At 45.2% G+C, this 17,500-nt stretch carries 15 protein-coding genes; 8 read left to right on the top strand and 7 right to left on the bottom strand.

Going from position 1 to position 17,500, the window contains the following annotated elements; all coding sequences use genetic code 11:
* Nucleotides 1-34: 34 nt before the first annotated feature.
* Nucleotides 35-541: a phosphatidylglycerophosphatase A gene (gene pgpA / locus R7P74_RS11785; protein WP_053350269.1), complete on the top strand. Its 507-nt coding sequence runs from the start codon at nucleotides 35-37 to the stop codon at nucleotides 539-541.
* A gap of 47 nt (nucleotides 542-588) precedes the next feature.
* Here the strand turns inward: pgpA and dxs are convergent, their stop codons facing one another.
* Genes dxs through xseB form a run of 3 tightly spaced genes read right to left on the bottom strand, consistent with a single transcriptional unit; the run spans nucleotide 589 to nucleotide 3,623 of the window.
* Complete coding sequence (gene dxs / locus R7P74_RS11780) at nucleotides 589-2,454, bottom strand: 1-deoxy-D-xylulose-5-phosphate synthase (RefSeq protein WP_318122863.1); 1,866 nt, start codon at nucleotides 2,452-2,454, stop codon at nucleotides 589-591.
* Nucleotides 2,455-2,474: 20 nt separating this feature from the next.
* Nucleotides 2,475-3,359, bottom strand: coding sequence for a (2E,6E)-farnesyl diphosphate synthase (ispA, locus tag R7P74_RS11775; RefSeq protein WP_033905843.1), 885 nt, complete (start codon nucleotides 3,357-3,359; stop codon nucleotides 2,475-2,477).
* Between the two features lie 21 nt (nucleotides 3,360-3,380).
* On the bottom strand, nucleotides 3,381-3,623 hold the full coding sequence (gene xseB, locus R7P74_RS11770; RefSeq protein ID WP_017635682.1) for an exodeoxyribonuclease VII small subunit: 243 nt from the start codon (nucleotides 3,621-3,623) through the stop codon (nucleotides 3,381-3,383).
* Nucleotides 3,624-3,886: 263 nt separating this feature from the next.
* Between xseB and pomA the strand changes: the two genes are divergently transcribed.
* The 7 genes from pomA to rlmM all read left to right on the top strand — a co-directional run bounded on the left by pomA (nucleotide 3,887) and on the right by rlmM (nucleotide 10,781).
* The gene (gene pomA / locus R7P74_RS11765) at nucleotides 3,887-4,648 is read left to right on the top strand and encodes a flagellar motor protein PomA (RefSeq protein ID WP_005381564.1); all 762 of its coding nucleotides are present in this window, start codon (nucleotides 3,887-3,889) and stop codon (nucleotides 4,646-4,648) included.
* A gap of 14 nt (nucleotides 4,649-4,662) precedes the next feature.
* Complete coding sequence (locus tag R7P74_RS11760; RefSeq protein ID WP_042521210.1) at nucleotides 4,663-5,610, top strand: flagellar motor protein MotB; 948 nt, start codon at nucleotides 4,663-4,665, stop codon at nucleotides 5,608-5,610.
* Nucleotides 5,611-5,821: 211 nt separating this feature from the next.
* Nucleotides 5,822-7,270 carry a tRNA uracil 4-sulfurtransferase ThiI gene (gene thiI, locus R7P74_RS11755; protein ID WP_005383617.1) on the top strand — a complete coding sequence of 483 codons (1,449 nt, stop codon included), beginning with the start codon at nucleotides 5,822-5,824 and terminating at the stop codon, nucleotides 7,268-7,270.
* A 510-nt stretch (nucleotides 7,271-7,780) separates the two neighbouring features.
* The gene (locus tag R7P74_RS11750; protein WP_005383616.1) at nucleotides 7,781-8,701 is read left to right on the top strand and encodes a transcriptional regulator GcvA; all 921 of its coding nucleotides are present in this window, start codon (nucleotides 7,781-7,783) and stop codon (nucleotides 8,699-8,701) included.
* Nucleotides 8,682-9,305 (top strand): alpha/beta fold hydrolase, encoded by a 624-nt coding sequence (locus tag R7P74_RS11745; RefSeq protein WP_005383614.1) that lies wholly within the window; start codon nucleotides 8,682-8,684, stop codon nucleotides 9,303-9,305. The genes R7P74_RS11750 and R7P74_RS11745 overlap by 20 nt, the downstream gene beginning before the upstream one ends.
* Nucleotides 9,295-9,693, top strand: a complete 399-nt coding sequence (locus R7P74_RS11740; protein WP_318122862.1) for a DUF423 domain-containing protein — start codon at nucleotides 9,295-9,297, stop codon at nucleotides 9,691-9,693. Before R7P74_RS11745 ends, R7P74_RS11740 begins: the two co-directional genes overlap by 11 nt.
* Nucleotides 9,690-10,781: a 23S rRNA (cytidine(2498)-2'-O)-methyltransferase RlmM gene (rlmM, locus tag R7P74_RS11735; protein ID WP_017820611.1), complete on the top strand. Its 1,092-nt coding sequence runs from the start codon at nucleotides 9,690-9,692 to the stop codon at nucleotides 10,779-10,781. Before R7P74_RS11740 ends, rlmM begins: the two co-directional genes overlap by 4 nt.
* A 108-nt stretch (nucleotides 10,782-10,889) precedes the next feature.
* Here rlmM and xni read toward each other — a convergent pair whose 3' ends face one another.
* From xni to R7P74_RS11715, 4 genes are all read right to left on the bottom strand, one after another.
* On the bottom strand, nucleotides 10,890-11,672 hold the full coding sequence (gene xni / locus R7P74_RS11730; protein ID WP_025768895.1) for a flap endonuclease Xni: 783 nt from the start codon (nucleotides 11,670-11,672) through the stop codon (nucleotides 10,890-10,892).
* Nucleotides 11,673-11,730: 58 nt separating this feature from the next.
* Nucleotides 11,731-13,107, bottom strand: coding sequence for a nucleotide 5'-monophosphate nucleosidase PpnN (gene ppnN / locus R7P74_RS11725; protein ID WP_005383611.1), 1,377 nt, complete (start codon nucleotides 13,105-13,107; stop codon nucleotides 11,731-11,733).
* A gap of 291 nt (nucleotides 13,108-13,398) precedes the next feature.
* Nucleotides 13,399-14,964, bottom strand: a complete 1,566-nt coding sequence (locus R7P74_RS11720; protein ID WP_005381978.1) for a GGDEF domain-containing protein — start codon at nucleotides 14,962-14,964, stop codon at nucleotides 13,399-13,401.
* 98 nt (nucleotides 14,965-15,062) lie between these two features.
* Nucleotides 15,063-17,345: a tetratricopeptide repeat protein gene (locus tag R7P74_RS11715; RefSeq protein ID WP_213912396.1), complete on the bottom strand. Its 2,283-nt coding sequence runs from the start codon at nucleotides 17,343-17,345 to the stop codon at nucleotides 15,063-15,065.
* Nucleotides 17,346-17,500 lie beyond the last annotated feature (155 nt).

Here is a 17,500-nt window from a genome sequence, read left to right as displayed (position 1 = left end):
ATTGAAACCAAACTAGCAGTATAGGTTTAAGGATATGACCAACCCTCTTTCTCTGATTTCATTAAAGAACCCGTGGCATCTATTGGCAACGGGTTTTGGCAGTGGATTATCCCCGTTTATTCCTGGAACAATGGGCACACTGGCGGCCGTGCCTTTATTTTTGTTGTTGGCACAATTACCATTTACGGCGTATGTCATTGTTGTTCTGATTTCGTGTGTGATCGGCATTCAAATATGCCAAGTGACCTCTGCAGACATGAAAGTACATGATCATGGTTCAATCGTATGGGATGAGTTTGCAGGCTTTTGGATTACGATGAGCATTGTACCTGCACTGAATATTCCACTCACTGAATGGAAGTGGTTGATCACTGGCTTCATCTTATTTCGTTTTTTCGATATGGTAAAACCTTGGCCAATTGGGTGGCTAGATAAGCGAGTTCACGGTGGGCTAGGTATTATGGTTGATGATATCGTGGCGGGAGTTATGGCCGGTGTTGCCCTGTTTCTAGTCGCAAAATATGCGGGCTGGATGAACTAAACGTTGACCGTAAAAAAAGGGATGCGATGAGCATCCCTTTTTACATTCTATTTTGCTAAATAATCCAAGATGGATTTTTCAATTCCTTTTGCATCGAGACCAAGCTCTTCATGCAGTTCATCTTGTGTTCCCTGATGAATAAACTCATCTGGTAAACCTAGGTTCAACACAGGTTTAATGATTTTATCTTTCATCATGAACTCAACGACACCAGCACCAGCACCACCCGCGATAACATTTTCTTCTAACGTCACGAGCACGTCATGATCTGCGGCTAGTTGACGAATCAATGCCTCATCGAGCGGCTTCACAAAGCGCATATCAGCAACAGTGGCGTTAAGGTATTCTGCCGCTTCTAGCGCGTTACCCAAGAAAGTACCAAAGTTCAGAATAGCAACTTTTTCACCTTGGCGAACCATGCGTCCTTTACCGATTTCTAAAGCCGTAAACTCAGTTTCGATTTCTACGCCCATGCCGCTACCACGAGGGTATCGAACCGCACTCGGGCCAGAATGCTTATGGCCAGTGTAAAGCATTTGTCGGCACTCGTTTTCGTCGCTTGGCGCCATGATCACCATGTTCGGAATACAGCGCATAAAGCTCAAATCGAACGCACCTTGGTGAGTTTGACCATCTGCGCCAACGAGACCTGCGCGGTCGATCGCAAACATCACTGGTAAGTCCATGATCGCGATGTCGTGGATCAATTGGTCATAACCACGTTGCAAGAAAGTCGAATAGATAGCAACGATTGGATGATCGCCCGCAATTGCCATGCCTGTTGCCAGTGTCACCGCGTGCTGCTCAGCAATCGCCACATCAAAGTATTGGTCTGGGTACTCTTTTGAGAAACGCACCATACCCGAGCCTTCGCGCATCGCTGGCGTAATTGCCATTAGCTTAGGATCTTGGGCCGCCATGTCACATAAAAAGTCACCGAAGATCTTTGAGTAAGTTGGCTTACCGCCACTGCTCTTCGGTAAGCTATTGTTTGCCGGTGCGAACTTCGGCACTGCATGGTAGCCGATAGGATCTTTCTCGGCAGGCTCATAACCTTTGCCTTTCTTGGTCATGATGTGTAGGAATTGAGGACCTTTGAGCTCACGCATATTTTTCAGCGTTTTGACGAGTTCATTGACGTCGTGCCCATCAACCGGGCCAATGTAATTAAAGCCGAACTCTTCGAACAGAGTACCAGGCACCACCATGCCTTTTAGGTGCTCTTCCGTACGGCGAACCAACTCTTTAATAGGTGGAACACCAGACAGCACTTTCTTACCGCCTTCACGGATAGAAGTGTACAAGCTACCAGAAAGTACTTTCGCAAGGTGGTTATTCAGGGCGCCGACGTTTTCTGAAATCGACATTTCGTTGTCGTTCAAAATCACCAACATATCAGGATGAACGTCGCCAGCGTGGTTCATGGCTTCGAATGCTATGCCTGCTGTAATTGCGCCATCGCCAATCACACTGACAATTTTACGGCCTTTGCCTTCTTTTTGTGCGCTGATGGCCAAGCCAAGACCTGCACTGATAGATGTCGAAGAGTGACCGACAGACAACGTGTCATATTCACTTTCTTCACGCCAGGGGAAAGGGTGTAGACCATCCTTTTGGCGAATTGTTGGCATTTTATCGCGACGTCCGGTGAGGATTTTGTGCGGGTAAGCCTGATGACCAACATCCCAAATCAATTTGTCGATAGGGGTGTTGTAAACATAATGCAGAGCGACAGTTAGCTCTACGGTGCCTAAGCCAGACGCTAAGTGTCCGCTAGATTGGCTCACTGAATTTAGCAGATACGTTCGCAGTTCATCACACAGATTTGGTAATGTTTCTTTCGGAAGAAGACGTAATTCTTCCGGTGTATTTGCTAACGCCAGTGTTGGGTACTTTGAAATATCAAGAGTCATATAAATGCGCGCTTATAGTGTTAATTTTTGCGCTCGATGACATATCGGGCGAACTCTTCGAGTAACTGAGTATTGTATGGGATAGCTTCCAATGCTTGAAGTGCTTCCTGTAACAGAGTGTGAGCTTTCTCTATGGCTCCCTCTAAACCCAGCAGGGAAGGATAAGTGCTCTTATTCAGACCTTGGTCGGAACCTTGAGGCTTACCCAGTGTTTCTGTGTCACTGATGATATCAAGAATATCGTCTTGAACCTGAAACGCCAAACCAATTGCTTTTGAGTAGCGCTCCAAGTGAGGTAGAACCTCGATACCTTTCTCACCAGCAGCTAATGCACCTAATTTTACCGCACAATCAATCAGAGCTCCGGTTTTTTTACGGTGTATCTCTTCCATTTCTTCAAGAGAAACTTGGCGATTTTCCGCGCCTAAATCTAAGGCTTGCCCTACACACATGCCGCTGGCACCAGAGGAATGCGCTAAGGCTTTGATCATGCTGATGCGTTGAGCTTCAGCCGCCGGGCTTAATTGACCATCAGCAATAATAGTGAAGGCAAGAGTTTGTAGTGCGTCACCTGTCAGTATTGCGGTTGCTTCATCAAACTTAATATGACAAGTTGGTTGACCTCGACGCAGTTCATCATCGTCCATGGCTGGCAGATCATCATGAATGAGTGAGTAGGCATGTATACATTCGATAGCAGCGGCGGGGGTGTCTAAGTCTTCAGGTTTACAGCCGAGCATTTGACCTGTGATGTAAACAAGAAAAGGGCGAACGCGTTTTCCACCTAGCAAAAGGCCGTATTTCATTGCTTGAATCAATGGCTGCTCTTGATATGGAAGCTGATCGAGCCACAAATTCAATTGCTGATTGTTTCTTTGTTGAAAAGACGTCAATGTCTGTTGCATCACATTGCTCACTACTGATTGTTATTCTGAATCTGGTTTGAAGTCACTCAGTGGTGCTTCATCATCTTCATTAAGAAGAATGCTCACGCGCTGTTCGGCGTCGCTTAATTTAGTTTGGCCTGCACGAGCTAAGGCAATGCCTCGTTCAAACTTACGCAGGGCATCATCTAGAGCAAGATCGCCATTTTCTAATTGATCAACCAAGCTATCAAGCTCTTCAATGGTTGCTTCAAAGGTCATGTTTTCTGGTTTCTTGACCGCCATCTTTTTTCTGCCTTAATCAAGCCTCGGGTAAGATGCACGAAAGTTACCTTAGCCTAGTAACTTGGTCAAATTTAACCTTATATAATTGTCACAAAATTAGCGTTCAACGAGTCTAAGCGGTGAAACCCCATATTTTGGTTGAGGTTGTTAGGTGTAATTTGTGATCCATTAGCTAAGATTTTTCTAAAAATTCTGCGCGAGTTGTCGATACAGGTAATAATCCGCCCAATGGCAGTATTTGAGTATAGCGTGAGGAGTGCTTTGTGGATTTAGCAACCCTATTAGGTTTGATTGGTGGTTTTGCATTCGTCATTATGGCGATGGTGCTTGGTGGCAGCATCGGCATGTTTGTCGATGTCACGTCGATCCTTATTGTCGTTGGTGGCTCAATATTCGTCGTGTTGATGAAGTTCACAATGGGACAGTTTTTTGGTGCGACAAAGATTGCAGGCAAAGCTTTCATGTTTAAAGCGGATGAACCCGAAGACCTGATCGCAAAAATTGTGGAAATGGCCGATGCGGCGCGTAAAGGTGGTTTTCTTGCTCTTGAAGAGATGGAAATAAACAACACATTCATGCAGAAAGGCATTGATCTACTGGTTGATGGCCATGATGCCGACGTTGTGAGAGCGGCACTCAAAAAAGACATCGCGCTTACGGATGAACGACATACGCAAGGTACTGGTGTATTTCGCGCCTTTGGCGACGTTGCTCCTGCAATGGGAATGATTGGCACCTTGGTTGGTCTTGTTGCGATGCTTTCAAACATGGATGACCCTAAAGCGATTGGACCAGCAATGGCCGTTGCACTCTTGACCACATTGTATGGCGCGATCCTGTCCAATATGGTGTTTTTCCCTATTGCGGATAAGCTTTCTCTTCGCCGTGACCAAGAAACGCTAAATCGCCGTTTGATCATGGATGGCGTATTAGCGATTCAAGATGGCCAAAACCCGCGAGTGATCGATAGTTACTTGAAGAACTACCTCAATGAAGGTAAACGTGCCCTTGAGATTGACGAGTAACTTGGAGAGTCGTGATGGATGATGAAGATAACAAATGCGATTGTCCGCCACCTGGCCTCCCGTTATGGATGGGGACATTCGCAGATTTGATGTCGCTACTGATGTGTTTCTTTGTTCTTCTGCTCTCGTTTTCTGAGATGGATGTACTGAAGTTCAAACAAATTGCAGGATCAATGAAATTTGCCTTCGGTGTGCAAAATCAGCTTGAAGTGAAAGACATTCCTAAAGGTACTAGCATTATTGCCCAAGAGTTTCGACCGGGTCGGCCGGAACCAACTCCGATTGATGTCATCATGCAGCAAACCATGGACATCACTCAGCAGACGCTCGAATTTCATGAAGGGGAGTCTGATCGAGCTGGTGGCACAAAACGTGATGAAGGCAAGTTAACGGGTGGGCAATCGCCAGAAACGTCAACTCAAAACAATGAATCTGCCGAAGCGGACATGCAGCAACAGCAATCTAAAGAGATGTCGCAAGAGATGGAAACCTTGATGGAAAGCATCAAGAAAGCCTTAGAGCGAGAGATTGAACAAGGCGCCATTGAAGTTGAAAACCTCGGTCAGCAGATTGTTATACGTATGCGTGAAAAAGGTGCATTCCCAGAAGGTTCGGCCTTCTTGCAGCCTAAGTTTCGTCCTTTAGTTCGTCAGATTGCAGAGCTAGTAAAAGACGTGCCAGGCATTGTTCGAGTATCTGGCCATACAGACAATCGACCGCTAGACTCGGAACTTTATCGTTCTAACTGGGATCTCTCTTCTCAGCGTGCAGTATCAGTCGCGCAAGAGATGGAGAAAGTGAGAGGCTTCTCTCATCAACGTTTGAGAGTGCGGGGTATGGCGGATACGGAGCCCTTGTTACCGAATGATTCTGATGAAAATCGCGCGCTTAACCGACGGGTTGAAATCAGCATTATGCAAGGCGAGCCTCTCTACAGTGAAGAAGTGCCGGTAATTCAATAACTAGGCTTTAGTTTTAAGTCAGTAAAGAGATAAGAAAGCGAGCAGATTGCTCGCTTTTTTTGTTTTTCCAATCCGCTTGGGTGTATAATCTTGCGCCTTAAAAGTGAGCTCAGACTACTTTTTGTGACTGAAACGCGGTTTTACTGCGTATGAAGTATTGAAGTTGAGTGTCACTCTTTGTTGATTGCGAAACTAACCTGCGAATTAGACTATGAAATTTATTGTAAAGCCCCATCCAGAAATTTTTGTAAAAAGTGAATCTGTGCGTAAGCGCTTCACAAAGATTTTAGAGTGCAACATTCGTAACATCATTAAGAGCCGCACGGAGTCTGTCGCGGTATTTAACCGTCGTGATCACATTGAAGTGACCTCTGAGAGTAACGAATTCCACGCTGAAGTTCTTGAGGTTTTGACTCATACACCAGGCATTCACCACGTACTGGAAGTGAAGCAAACTGAATTTAAAGACTTGCACGATATCTTCGAGCAAGTGCTAGAACTCAACCGTGCTGCACTCGAAAATAAAACCTTTGTTGTACGTGCGAAGCGTCGTGGCAAGCATGACTTTACCTCTATTGAACTAGAGCGTTATGTAGGCGGTGGTTTAAATCAAGCGATTGAAAGCGCTAGTGTTAAGCTACGAAACCCAGACGTGACGATCAAGGTAGAAGTCTCGAACGACAAGCTAAACCAAGTATTGTCTCGTCATAAAGGCCTAGGTGGTTTCCCTCTGGGTACGCAAGAAGACGTGTTAAGCCTGATCTCGGGTGGTTTCGATTCTGGTGTTTCAAGCTATCTTCATATCAAGCGTGGTTCAAAAGTACATTACTGCTTCTTTAACTTGGGTGGTCCAGCACACGAAATCGGCGTTAAGCAGGTTTCTCACTACCTATGGAACAAATACGGTTCTTCAGCAAAAGTACGTTTTATCTCAGTTGATTTCGAGCCTGTGGTTGCGGAAATCCTAGAGAAAGTCGATGACGGCCAAATGGGCGTGATCTTGAAGCGTATGTTCATGCGTGCAGCAGGCATGATCGCTCAGAAGATGAAGATCGAAGCATTGGTAACAGGTGAAGCGCTAGGTCAAGTATCGAGCCAAACGCTAACCAATCTACGCCACATCGATAACGTAACAGACACGCTGATTCTGCGTCCGCTTATCAACTGGGATAAAGAAGACATCATCAATCTAGCACGTGAAATCGGCACAGAAGATTTCGCGAAGACAATGCCAGAATACTGTGGTGTTATCTCTAAGAAGCCAACCGTGAAAGCGGTGAAAGGCAAGCTAGAAGCTGAAGAAGAGAAATTCGACTTCAGTATCCTTGAGCAAGTGGTTCAAGAAGCTCGCATGATGGACATTCGTGATATCGCGAAAGAGTCTGAGCAAGCCGCACCAGAAGTAGAGCAAGTTCAAGCGGTAGAAGAGCACGCGGTTGTGCTAGATATTCGTAGTCCTGAAGAGGAAGACGATAACCCACTTGAAATCGAAGGTGTGGATGTGAAACATATCCCTTTCTACAAGCTGGGTACACAGTTTGGTGACTTAGACCAGTCTAAGACATACCTACTTTACTGTGACCGCGGTGTGATGAGCCGTCTGCAAGCGCTTTACTTGCAAGAGCAAGGCTTCAGCAACGTAAAAGTTTACCGTCCATAGCTGACTGTTAAAATACGTTAAAAGGCGCAAATTGAGACATCAATTTGCGCCTTTTTTGTTTTTGATCGCGTTACAGACAACCATTACTTAGCATAATGTTGAGGCTTATCGCAAAGCCATACACTTTGTGTTGATATAACGATAATTAATCCGAAAGAAGAGTAATAAAGTGATATTGCTGCCAGATATGCGGATGAGATTTTTGATAGATAAAAAAACACCGCCTAATTTAGGCGGTGTAACAAATTTGACAGACAGGTCAAAAATAAATACAGGAAGTATATGTTTTGTCACAGGGAGTGTGGACAAAACATTATGGTAGAAATCTACCTAACTCGAAATACGAGTTTGCAAACACAACATCGCAACAACGAAGCCAATTGATTTCCAAAGAAATCAAGCCGTTCAGGCCCGTGTTGCGGGGTGAAATATAGAATTTATCTGGCTGTTCGACAACGGACATTTTATAATGTTTCAGATTAAAAAAACTAATCCTATTAGAGGTCCCATATGTCTCGCAGATTGCCTCCATTAAATTCGCTTCGAGTCTTCGAAGCGGCTGCTCGTCATCTCAGTTTTACACGAGCAGCAGAAGAGTTATTTGTTACTCAAGCCGCGGTCAGTCACCAGATTAAAGCGCTTGAAGAGTTCTTATCATTGAAGCTCTTCCGTCGACGTAATCGTTCTTTGTTGTTAACAGAAGAAGGCCAAAGTTACTTTCTCGATATCAAAGATATTTTCACCTCGATTGCGGAAGCGACAGATAAGGTGTTGGAACGTAGCGAAAAAGGGGCATTGACGATTAGCCTACCGCCGAGTTTTGCTATCCAATGGCTTGTACCTCGTTTGGCCGATTTTAATGCTCAAGAGCCCGATATCGATGTACGTATTAAAGCCGTAGATATGGATGAAGGCTCACTGACTGATGATGTTGATGTGGCGATCTACTATGGCCGTGGGAACTGGCCAGGTTTGCGAGCAGATAAATTGTACCAAGAGTTTTTGATCCCACTTTGTTCACCTTCATTACTTTTGGGTAACAAACCATTAGAATCTTTAAGTGACCTCAAATTACATACTTTGTTACACGATACTTCGCGTAAAGACTGGAAGCAGTTTGCTCGTCATTACAACATTGAAGGCATCAACGTAAACCACGGTCCTATTTTTAGTCACTCAACGATGGTGCTACAGGCTGCTGCACACGGTCAGGGGGTCGCGCTCGGTAACAACGTACTCGCCAAACCTGAAATGGAAGCCGGACGACTCATTGCACCATTCGACGAGGTGTTGATATCTAAGAATGCATTTTATGTGGTGTGTCATGAACAGCAGGCAGATATGGGCCGAATCGCAACGTTTAGAGATTGGATGTTAGCAACCGCGAGAAAAGAACAAGAGGAAGTATTGGATGAATCACTGGATAGCTGAGGGGCCTGAAAACGGACCGCTGTTTATTTTTGCTCACGGCGCAGGTGCGGGGATGGAGCATGACTTCATGACAGCGGTCGCCAAAGGATTAGTGGAGCAAGGTATTCGTGTAGTGCGTTTTAATTTCCCTTACATGGTGAAACGTTCGGAAGATGGCAAAAAGCGTCCGCCCGATCGCGCGCCAAAGTTGCTCGAAGCATACAGCGAAGTGATCGCTCACTTTACTTCTTCTCCCGTGGTTATTGGTGGTAAGTCAATGGGCGGTCGTATGTCGAGCTTGTTGGCTGAAAATGAGCTGGTGGCGGGCATTGCCTGTTTAGGGTTTCCATTTCACCCGCCGGGAAAGCCAGAGAAATACAAAGGCGAACACTTAGCAACCATTGAGAAACCTACGCTGATTCTGCAAGGGGAACGAGACACCTTTGGTAAGCGTGAGGAATTCGATGATTTCGTCCTTTCGTCACAAGTAACGGTGAGCTTTTTACCTGATGGTGACCACAGCTTCAAACCGCGCAAGATCTCAGGTCATACTGAAGTGGGTAACATTGCACTCGCGATAGAGCAGTTAGCGGCGTTTATAAAAGAGGTGTACAGTGAAAAGTAAGTGGTTACTCTCATTCTCTGGTTTGTCTGGGCTGCTTTCGGTCGCTCTTGGAGCATTTGCTGCTCATGGGCTAAAAGCGACACTGGCCCCTTATTTGCTCGGTGTATTTGAGACCGGAGTTCTGTATCAATTTATTCACACGTTGGCGATTGTGTTTTGTGCCATTCTGCTTCTGCTCAATTTGGGACAAAAAGCACAAAAATATTTTTTCATTGCGGCGATTTGCTTTATTATCGGCATCTTTTGTTTTAGCGGCAGTCTTTACGCGCTGGCGCTGACGGGCATTAAGTGGTTTGGGCCAATTACTCCTGTAGGAGGGTTGCTGTTCATGATTGGTTGGTGTCTGTTCTTTTTAGCTGCGTTCAATATCAAAGAGGTCTCCAAGTGAAACAACTAATGCTCTATTGCCGTTCTGGCTTTGAGAAAGAGTGTGCTGGTGAAATTCAGGACAAAGCGACACAGTTGGAAGTGTATGGCTTCCCTCGTGTGAAGAGAAACTCAGGTTATGTTGTCTTCGAGTGTTACCAAGATGGAGATGCCGACAAACTTGCGAGAGGTTTAGACTTTAAGTCTTTAATTTTTGCTCGACAAATGTTTGCGGTAGCAGCTGAGTTTCAATCGTTGCCAAGTGATGACCGCATTAGTCCAATTTTGAATGAACTAGCAGACATTGAAGCATTCCCTCGTTGTGGTGATTTAAGAATTGAAACGCCAGATACAAATGAAGCGAAAGAGCTACTGAAATTCTGCCGTAAGTTTACCGTCCCAATGCGTCAAGCGTTGCGCGGCAAAGGCTTAATGCTGAACAAAGATAACGCGAAAAAACCAGTACTGCACATTTGCTTTGTTGAGCCTGGCCACTGTTACGTTGGTTACTCTTACACTGACAACAACTCACAGTTCTTCATGGGTATCCCTCGCCTTAAATTTCCAGCAGACGCTCCAAGTCGTTCAACACTTAAACTGGAAGAAGCATTTCATGTCTTTATTCCACGTGAAGAGTGGGATGAGCGTTTGGCACCAGGTATGTGGGGTGTGGATTTAGGTGCATGTCCAGGCGGTTGGACGTACCAATTAGTGAAGCGCTCAATGTTCGTTCACTGTGTTGATAACGGCATGATGGCAGACAGTTTAATGGAAACTGGCCAGATCAAGCACCATATGGTGGATGGTTTTAAGTTCGAACCAGACCGCAAGAACGTAACATGGATTGTTTGTGACATGGTGGAAAAGCCAGCTCGTGTTGCTCACCTAATGGGACAGTGGCTGTTAAAAGGTTGGGCAAAAGAGGCTATCTTTAACCTTAAGCTGCCAATGAAGGGGCGTTATGACGAAGTCCTGCAAGACCTTGAAAATCTGAAGCAGTTCCTCATTGATAATAAGGTAAAGTTCAAGCTACAAGCTAAACATTTGTATCATGATCGTGAAGAGATCACGATTCATATCCAATGTCTGTCGAATATTTCACCTTACTAACTTTATTCCCCGAGTCTTTTGGGAATAGTGATTAGAATAGAAAAAGCGCCTTCAAATGGCGCTTTTTTAATATCTGAGGGTTTCATGGTGTGAAACTACCATCGGGCACTACTTCGCTTTGTTTGGCCCTAAAAAGCGAATATCTTGCAAGTTAAAGCCTAGTTCGATATCGCACTTTAAAGCGGCGACGCGTTTACATAAACGAGCAGACTCAATGTGCTCGTCCAATTTTTTACGGTATTTCGGTACGAGGTCTTCACTAGCGTAGGCAGCTTCAATACTCTCAAACTGAGTGAGAATCTCTTTCGCTGCTTTCGGGCCAATTCCAGGTACGCCCGGAACCTGGCTAGAGCTTATCCCTGTCAATCCCCAGTAGTCCGCTAGTTGATTTGGTTTTACGCCGAACTCTTTTTCGATAAATGGTTCATCTAACCAACGGTGTTGGAAATAATCACGGATTTGTAGGGTAGGGGAAAGTAGCTGGCAGTAACCTTTGTCTGTGGAAACGATGGTGACTTTTTCACCATGGCTGGCCACTTTCGTTGCGAGTGTAGCAACCAAATCATCTGCTTCATCGCCTTCAGAAAGCAATGAATCAATACCTTGCTCCCACCACGCTTGTTGAATCGCATCTAACCCTTGCAGTAGTGGCTGAGGCATTGGTTTTCGGTTTTGCTTATAGTCAGGGAGAATTTCAGCGCGCCAACCTCTGTCTTGTTCGTGGTGATCAAAAACTGCGATGATGTGTGTCGGGTTGGCCTCTGACAGAATGCGAGTGAGGGTTCTTTGCGTTGTGGTTATGGTTCTTGCTATGTCGGTTGGATCTGGTTGTGCTGAGTGCACTCGGCGGATCAGGTTTAGGGCATCAATGATAACAAGATGAATAGACATAATGACTTAGCAATAAAAAAGGGGCGTAATGCCCCTAGTGTAACGAATGCTAGCCTGACTATCGACCACCAATTTCCGGGTGAGCGATTCGATAACACGGTTCGTAGTCTGAACCGCCAGGTAATTTCATTCGGTGCTGTTCGACAAAGTCTTTTAGCAACTTATCGAGTTTTTTCATGAGGACTGCGTCGCCATGAATGGTGAAAGGCCCTCTACGTTCTATTTCTCGAATGCCTTCAGCCTTTACGTTACCTGCCACTATGCCAGAGAAGGCTTGACGCAAGTTGGCCGCTAAAACTTGCGGTTCTTGATCTAGGCTTAAATCCAATTGTTCCATCGACTCATGAGTAGGCTCGAATGGCAGTTGGAAGTTTGGCTCAATTTTCAATGACCAGTTAAAGCTGTACGCATCGCCTTTCTCTTTTCGGTGAAGGCGTACCGAGTCCATGGAGCGTTTCATAATACGAGCGACTTCTGCCGGGTCGTCAATGATGATCTCGTAGTGCTTTTGCCCTTCCTCACCAAGTGTGTCGCGAATGAACTCATCAATAGAGCGGAAGTACTCTTCACTCTCTTTTGGTCCTGTTAATACGATAGGCATTGGTTGATCGGCGTTATCCGGGTGCATCATGATGCCAAGAATGTACAGTAGCTCTTCCGCTGTGCCCGGGCCTCCTGGGAAAATAACGATACCATGAGCCATACGGACGAAAGCTTCCAAGCGCTTTTCGATGTCGGGCATGATGACCAGTTCATTTACTATTGGGTTTGGTGGCTCGGCCGCAATAATCGAGGGTTCGGTTAAACCAAGATAACGTTGCTGAGTATAACGTTGCTTTGCGTGCCCAATTGCTGCACCTTTCATCGGCCCTTCCATTGCGCCAGGGCCGCAACCTGTACAGATGTTAAGTTCACGCAGGCCCAGTTCGTTACCCACTTCACGTGTGTACTGATACTCCACTCCATTGATAGAGTGACCACCCCAACATACGACAAGATTCGGTGCGATACCTGGAGTTAATGCTCTGGCATTACGAAGAATGCCGAACACGAGGTTCGTAATGTGAATTGGGTTAGTAAGGTTGAGCCGTTGGGCGTCTGCCAAATGCATGTTTACGTAAACGATATCACGCAATACGGAGAACAGATGCTCTTGGATACCTTTAATTATTTCGCCGTCAACAAAAGCGTGCTCTGGCGGATTAGTCAGCTCAAGCTTAATACCACGCTCACGACGCACGACGTTGACATCAAACGATTGGTATTTATCGAGCAGTTCTTTCGAGTTATCGGTATGGCTACCGGAGTTCAACACCGCTAATGTGCAATTACGGTACAGCTGATAAAGTTCACTCGAGGCTGTGTTCTTTAAGCGCTCTACTTCTAGTTGAGATAGCAAGTCCATGCTACCAGCGGGGCTTATATGGGTAATCATAACGCCTCCTTGTGTTGCATTAATTTGAGGGAAAGTACCAACTTACCTTTTTGGTGTTATACGTATGGTTTGATGAAAGGTAGTTGGCCGATTTGGTTTTATGGTTATCAACTCCCAAGCAACCTCAAGATGATACATTTGCCTTTTATAAATACATCATCTTGAAGTGACTTGGGTTTTTACAGCTTAGCAGACTAAAAGGGAAGAAATGTGATAACTCGTTGAAAATGGGTGGTTATAAAGCGTAGATTGCACCAAATTTGGTTTGTTTGCTCGCTTTTTGTACGAATCTTAGCTCCAGTTAAGCTGGTTTGTTCCACGTTTTTTAGCGTCCGCAAGCATCTTGCCAAGACGATCGAGCACATACTCTGGCGTATCGGACTCTTTGAAAGACGTCGATACAGCAGCTAAGGTAATCATGATATTTTGCTCACGGAACTTAAAGGGTAATTGGCTAATATCACGCTGGATATGCTTAATCAGATCCAGTGTGTATTCTTCAGATTGTTCCGGGACGAGTAGAATAAACTCCTCGCCACCAAAGCGAGCTACTGTTTCCGTTTCTGATACGCGCTTGTTAATAGTACGAGCGATGATCTTCAGCGCTTTATCGCCAGCCGTATAACCATAGCTATCATTCACCGCTTTGAAGTTGTCTACATCAAATAGCACAACACGAAGGTTTTGCTGAGAGCGAATCCAACGGCGATACTCTAGCTCTAGTCGATCGTTAAATGCAGTGCGGTTATAAACTTTAGTCAGCGGGTCGAGCAACATACGCTGAGCTTGGTCATCTAAGCGTCGACGATAATCTTGCGTAGTTTCAAATACCGCTTCGAGTTGGTTCTTACTGTAACTTAACCGCTCTTGCAGCGCTTGCTCTCGCTCTTCCGTCATTTTCAGTCGCTCTGTCAGCGACGCCATTTTTTCGAGAAGAGGCGTGATTTCTTTTTTCACAACCGCGATATCTTGAGCTTGATTAAGTGACTTTTGGCTTAATTCAACCAAGCTGTTCATTTCTGTGTTGAGCTCTTGGCGGTGTTCAAAGTAGGTATGATGCTGGTCGACGTTCTGATGAACGGTTTTTAGGTTACTTGCGAGAGAAGTGTTCAGCTGATCAAGGAATTGGCTAGACGCCTCGCGCTCGAACTTTGTTGCTTCGACAACCAATTTCAGCGTTGAGAGCGTAAGCTCAATGAGAGACTCGGCACTCACGCCAAGGAGCAACTTAGCGCGAATATCCAGCAATCTATCGCCTGATTCTCCCTCGAAATCCAGCTCTGTAATAGTATGTTGGAGGTCGCTGGCTAAGCACTCAAGCTGAGATCTGTCGGGATTGTTTTCAAATTCACTAAGATGTAGACGTGAATTAGACGTGATGATTTTCAGAGCGCGTTCGTAAATACTCAGTAGCTTAGTGGCTTGATCAGCTTTATTGCTGGCGTGAACTTCAGAGAAACTCATCAGGTTCCGTAGTTCACGTTTTAACTGCGCAGGTAAGCCCGTGACACGTTGCAGTGTTTCACCACTGTGCTTGATTTGTTCGTCAAGGTAACCGTTTTGTTTATCCATCGTCTTCGACTGCTGTTTGAGCATCCTCTCTAATACCGCTAAACGCGGGATAAGAGTGCTGATATCTTTTTGATGTTGCAGCTCTTGTTGGATTTCAAATAGGTAGTTGGATACCTGAGTATTCGAACCCTGGCAAGCTGAAGACAATGATGCCACAACGCGTTTAAGAACTTGTTGTTCACGTTTGAATTTGAGTGAAGTATCACGATGAGTCAGTCTGAGTTGGTCAAGTTGACAACTCAGCTGATGCAGCTGCGACTGAATATCGGATTCCAAGATTCCCATGAAGTGACTACGGTTAAGTCCATGTACTACTGACAATTATCTGATAATAACAAAAAACTTTATAGCGTCATTAGTTATTACGTTCAACAGGCGTTTAATTATCCATTTTTTAATATTTTCTTGATGTCGTCCTCATTCTTGTAGGACGAATGGATCTTGATCAGGCCTTGGCTAATGGCATGTTGACAGGCAGTTCTTATGTTACCTGTTGCAAAGCTAGCAGCAGGCGCATTATCGATGGCTTTTAAGAACACCCAGTGGCTTTGCTTATCCTTCAAGCTGACTTCTCGTGCGATGTGAGTCGCAAGCAACAACAGATCGAGTAATTCCTCATCGTTAATTGCAGTGTAGGCTCGGGGTAAGAACGGATAATCACTGATGCCCATACGAATAATACGATTGACGTTGTGCTGCTGAGCGAACTCATCCACCCAAGTCTGGAATTTTTCGAACATGACTTCGGCAGAAGCATCACGGTCAGCGTTCGGTTCTATATAGAGTAAGTTCGCATCTGAGAAATGGTAAAGACGCGACGGTTTTTCTATTTTTTCCGCAAGGAAGTCGCCAAATGCCCGTTCTAGTTCTAGACCTGCCTTATAGCCGTTATGGACGTACATGCTTCGTAAGAATGGCAAATCGATCATAACAAAGCGTAGGCGATCATTAAGTGGTTCGTGGATCAATTCACCCATTTGCCATTGCTCGAAAGTTTCGCTCGACTTTTTCAATGAGCGAGAAAGCTTAACATTCAGCATACGCAAGTTACGTAAACGAGAGCGAGAGTGGGTGAAGAGGTCGTTACGCAGTTTTTCGATTTCACTTGCTTGGCGCTGCATAATGACCCCACGGCGCATAATGAACAAAAACATGACCAAGACAGTAATAAACAATGCAAATGAGATTTTCTGGAATTTACGATGCTCTCTTTCCACTTGCTCTAAGCGTTCTGATTGACCGATGTAATGGATGGTTTGTTCGGCAAATTCTTTTTGCTGACGGAACGCATCCTCACTGATTTGGTTAAGCTGCTTTTGTTCTAGACGAACGAGGTTGGTGTATTTTTTATAAGCTTGCAGAGAAAGTTTGTATTCGCCTGCCTGCTCGTAACCCAACCCAAGTAAACGGTATGACTGCTGCTTAATGAAGTTGTTATTTTCAGGTGACTTTTCAGCAAGCGCTAACGCCAGCTTAGCATTAGTAATGACGTCTTTACTGTCATTTTGATGATAAGCCAGACCTGACTGAAGCAGGGCAGCCTTTGCTTCAAGCTTAGGAATATTGGTGTATTCTAAAAGCTCTTTAGAGCGGTCTAAGTACTGCTCTGCTAGCGCGTAGTTATAGAGTTGTAGGTAGGTAGCCGCCAAGCTTAAGCGAATTTTAATGATTCTATTGATGTTCTTACTGGTACTTTCATGGTCAAGCACGTTGAAGTAATGCACTAACGCAAGGTTAAACTTACCCTGATAAAAGTAGATGTCGCCCATTTGCTCTAGGACGTCCGCTAGGATCGGAGAGCTAGGGTAAGAGTCATAAAAATCTGCGGCTTGAGATAAGTATTCGATCGCTTTGTCGTACACTCGTCGCTCCTGGAAGAGCCTAGCCAAAAGGCGATTCACTTTTGCTAATCTTGCACCACTGTTACTTTCAATAGATTGCCAATAACCGTATAGCAGTTCTGACAAAGCCAAATTGTATTTCTTGCTATTGAGGTAAAACTCGCCGACGGCTGTGTAGTAGTCGATCAAGGCTAACTCAGAGCGGCTATCGTCAAGCATGGTCTTTGCTTCAGAGTACAAGTTTTCCGCTTTAATGATATCGCCACTATGTGAAGCGAGGAGTGCTCTTTGCATCACTAGTCGGTAGCGAACGCTGTCGGTGCGTTGTAATACGGCATCGGCTTCATCGAGCTGTTGTTCAATTTGGTTAAGCGTGTCTTCCGCTTTTGAGTAGTTTTCGTCGTACATCCAAATCATTTGGTTGCGCATCAGCTGGAGATCTAAGTCCATGTACGGCAATTGATATTCTTGCGCTAAGCGTTCCGCTTTATTTAGGTGCTCGATAGCCGAACGAACATTACCCATGGCGTAATCTGCCTGAGCGATAATCTTGTGCGCTTCGATGGTGCTGCTTGGTGTGCGAACGCTACGATCTGTTTCGTCGCGAGACATGGCTGACGGGCTGTCACTCTCTTTGCGTTCTGTTAGCTCACGCTGTGATAAATAGTTGGTTGCCGCTTGTTTTGCTTGTGATGGCTCTATTTCCGCCAATTGTTGTGCTTCGTTGAGTAACGCGGACGATAAAATGGTTGCATGAAGCGGCTGTACACACAGTAAGCAAAGAAAGCCAATCAACTTGAATAGACGCGAACTGTCCCAAAACATCCTTTCGTTCCCTCGAACTGTTTTTAGATATGGCGATAACGGCGAAAAGCCTCAATTAGCCGTTTAAATGCGGGTTGAAGCCATTTGATATAGTAACATGCCTGGACAATAAAAACGTCCGGCAACCCTTTAGATTGCCGAACTTATTTCTGTTG

It is taken from the genome of Vibrio sp. 2033 (assembly GCF_033339735.1).
Note: the sequence above shows the minus strand (reverse complement) of the source record. Positions and strands in the feature narration are given on the sequence as shown.

What these genes read in the sequence shown, in the direction of transcription:
- pgpA (WP_053350269.1), top strand. Translation starts at nt 35, where the DNA reads ATGACCAACCCTCTTTCTCTGATTTCATTAAAGAACCCGTGGCATCTA.
- dxs (WP_318122863.1), bottom strand. Translation starts at nt 2,454, where the DNA reads ATGACTCTTGATATTTCAAAGTACCCAACACTGGCGTTAGCAAATACA.
- ispA (WP_033905843.1), bottom strand. Translation starts at nt 3,359, where the DNA reads ATGCAACAGACATTGACGTCTTTTCAACAAAGAAACAATCAGCAATTG.
- xseB (WP_017635682.1), bottom strand. Translation starts at nt 3,623, where the DNA reads ATGGCGGTCAAGAAACCAGAAAACATGACCTTTGAAGCAACCATTGAA.
- R7P74_RS11760 (WP_042521210.1), top strand. Translation starts at nt 4,663, where the DNA reads ATGGATGATGAAGATAACAAATGCGATTGTCCGCCACCTGGCCTCCCG.
- thiI (WP_005383617.1), top strand. Translation starts at nt 5,822, where the DNA reads ATGAAATTTATTGTAAAGCCCCATCCAGAAATTTTTGTAAAAAGTGAA.
- R7P74_RS11750 (WP_005383616.1), top strand. Translation starts at nt 7,781, where the DNA reads ATGTCTCGCAGATTGCCTCCATTAAATTCGCTTCGAGTCTTCGAAGCG.
- R7P74_RS11745 (WP_005383614.1), top strand. Translation starts at nt 8,682, where the DNA reads ATGAATCACTGGATAGCTGAGGGGCCTGAAAACGGACCGCTGTTTATT.
- xni (WP_025768895.1), bottom strand. Translation starts at nt 11,672, where the DNA reads ATGTCTATTCATCTTGTTATCATTGATGCCCTAAACCTGATCCGCCGA.
- ppnN (WP_005383611.1), bottom strand. Translation starts at nt 13,107, where the DNA reads ATGATTACCCATATAAGCCCCGCTGGTAGCATGGACTTGCTATCTCAA.
- R7P74_RS11720 (WP_005381978.1), bottom strand. Translation starts at nt 14,964, where the DNA reads ATGGGAATCTTGGAATCCGATATTCAGTCGCAGCTGCATCAGCTGAGT.
- R7P74_RS11715 (WP_213912396.1), bottom strand. Translation starts at nt 17,345, where the DNA reads ATGTTTTGGGACAGTTCGCGTCTATTCAAGTTGATTGGCTTTCTTTGC.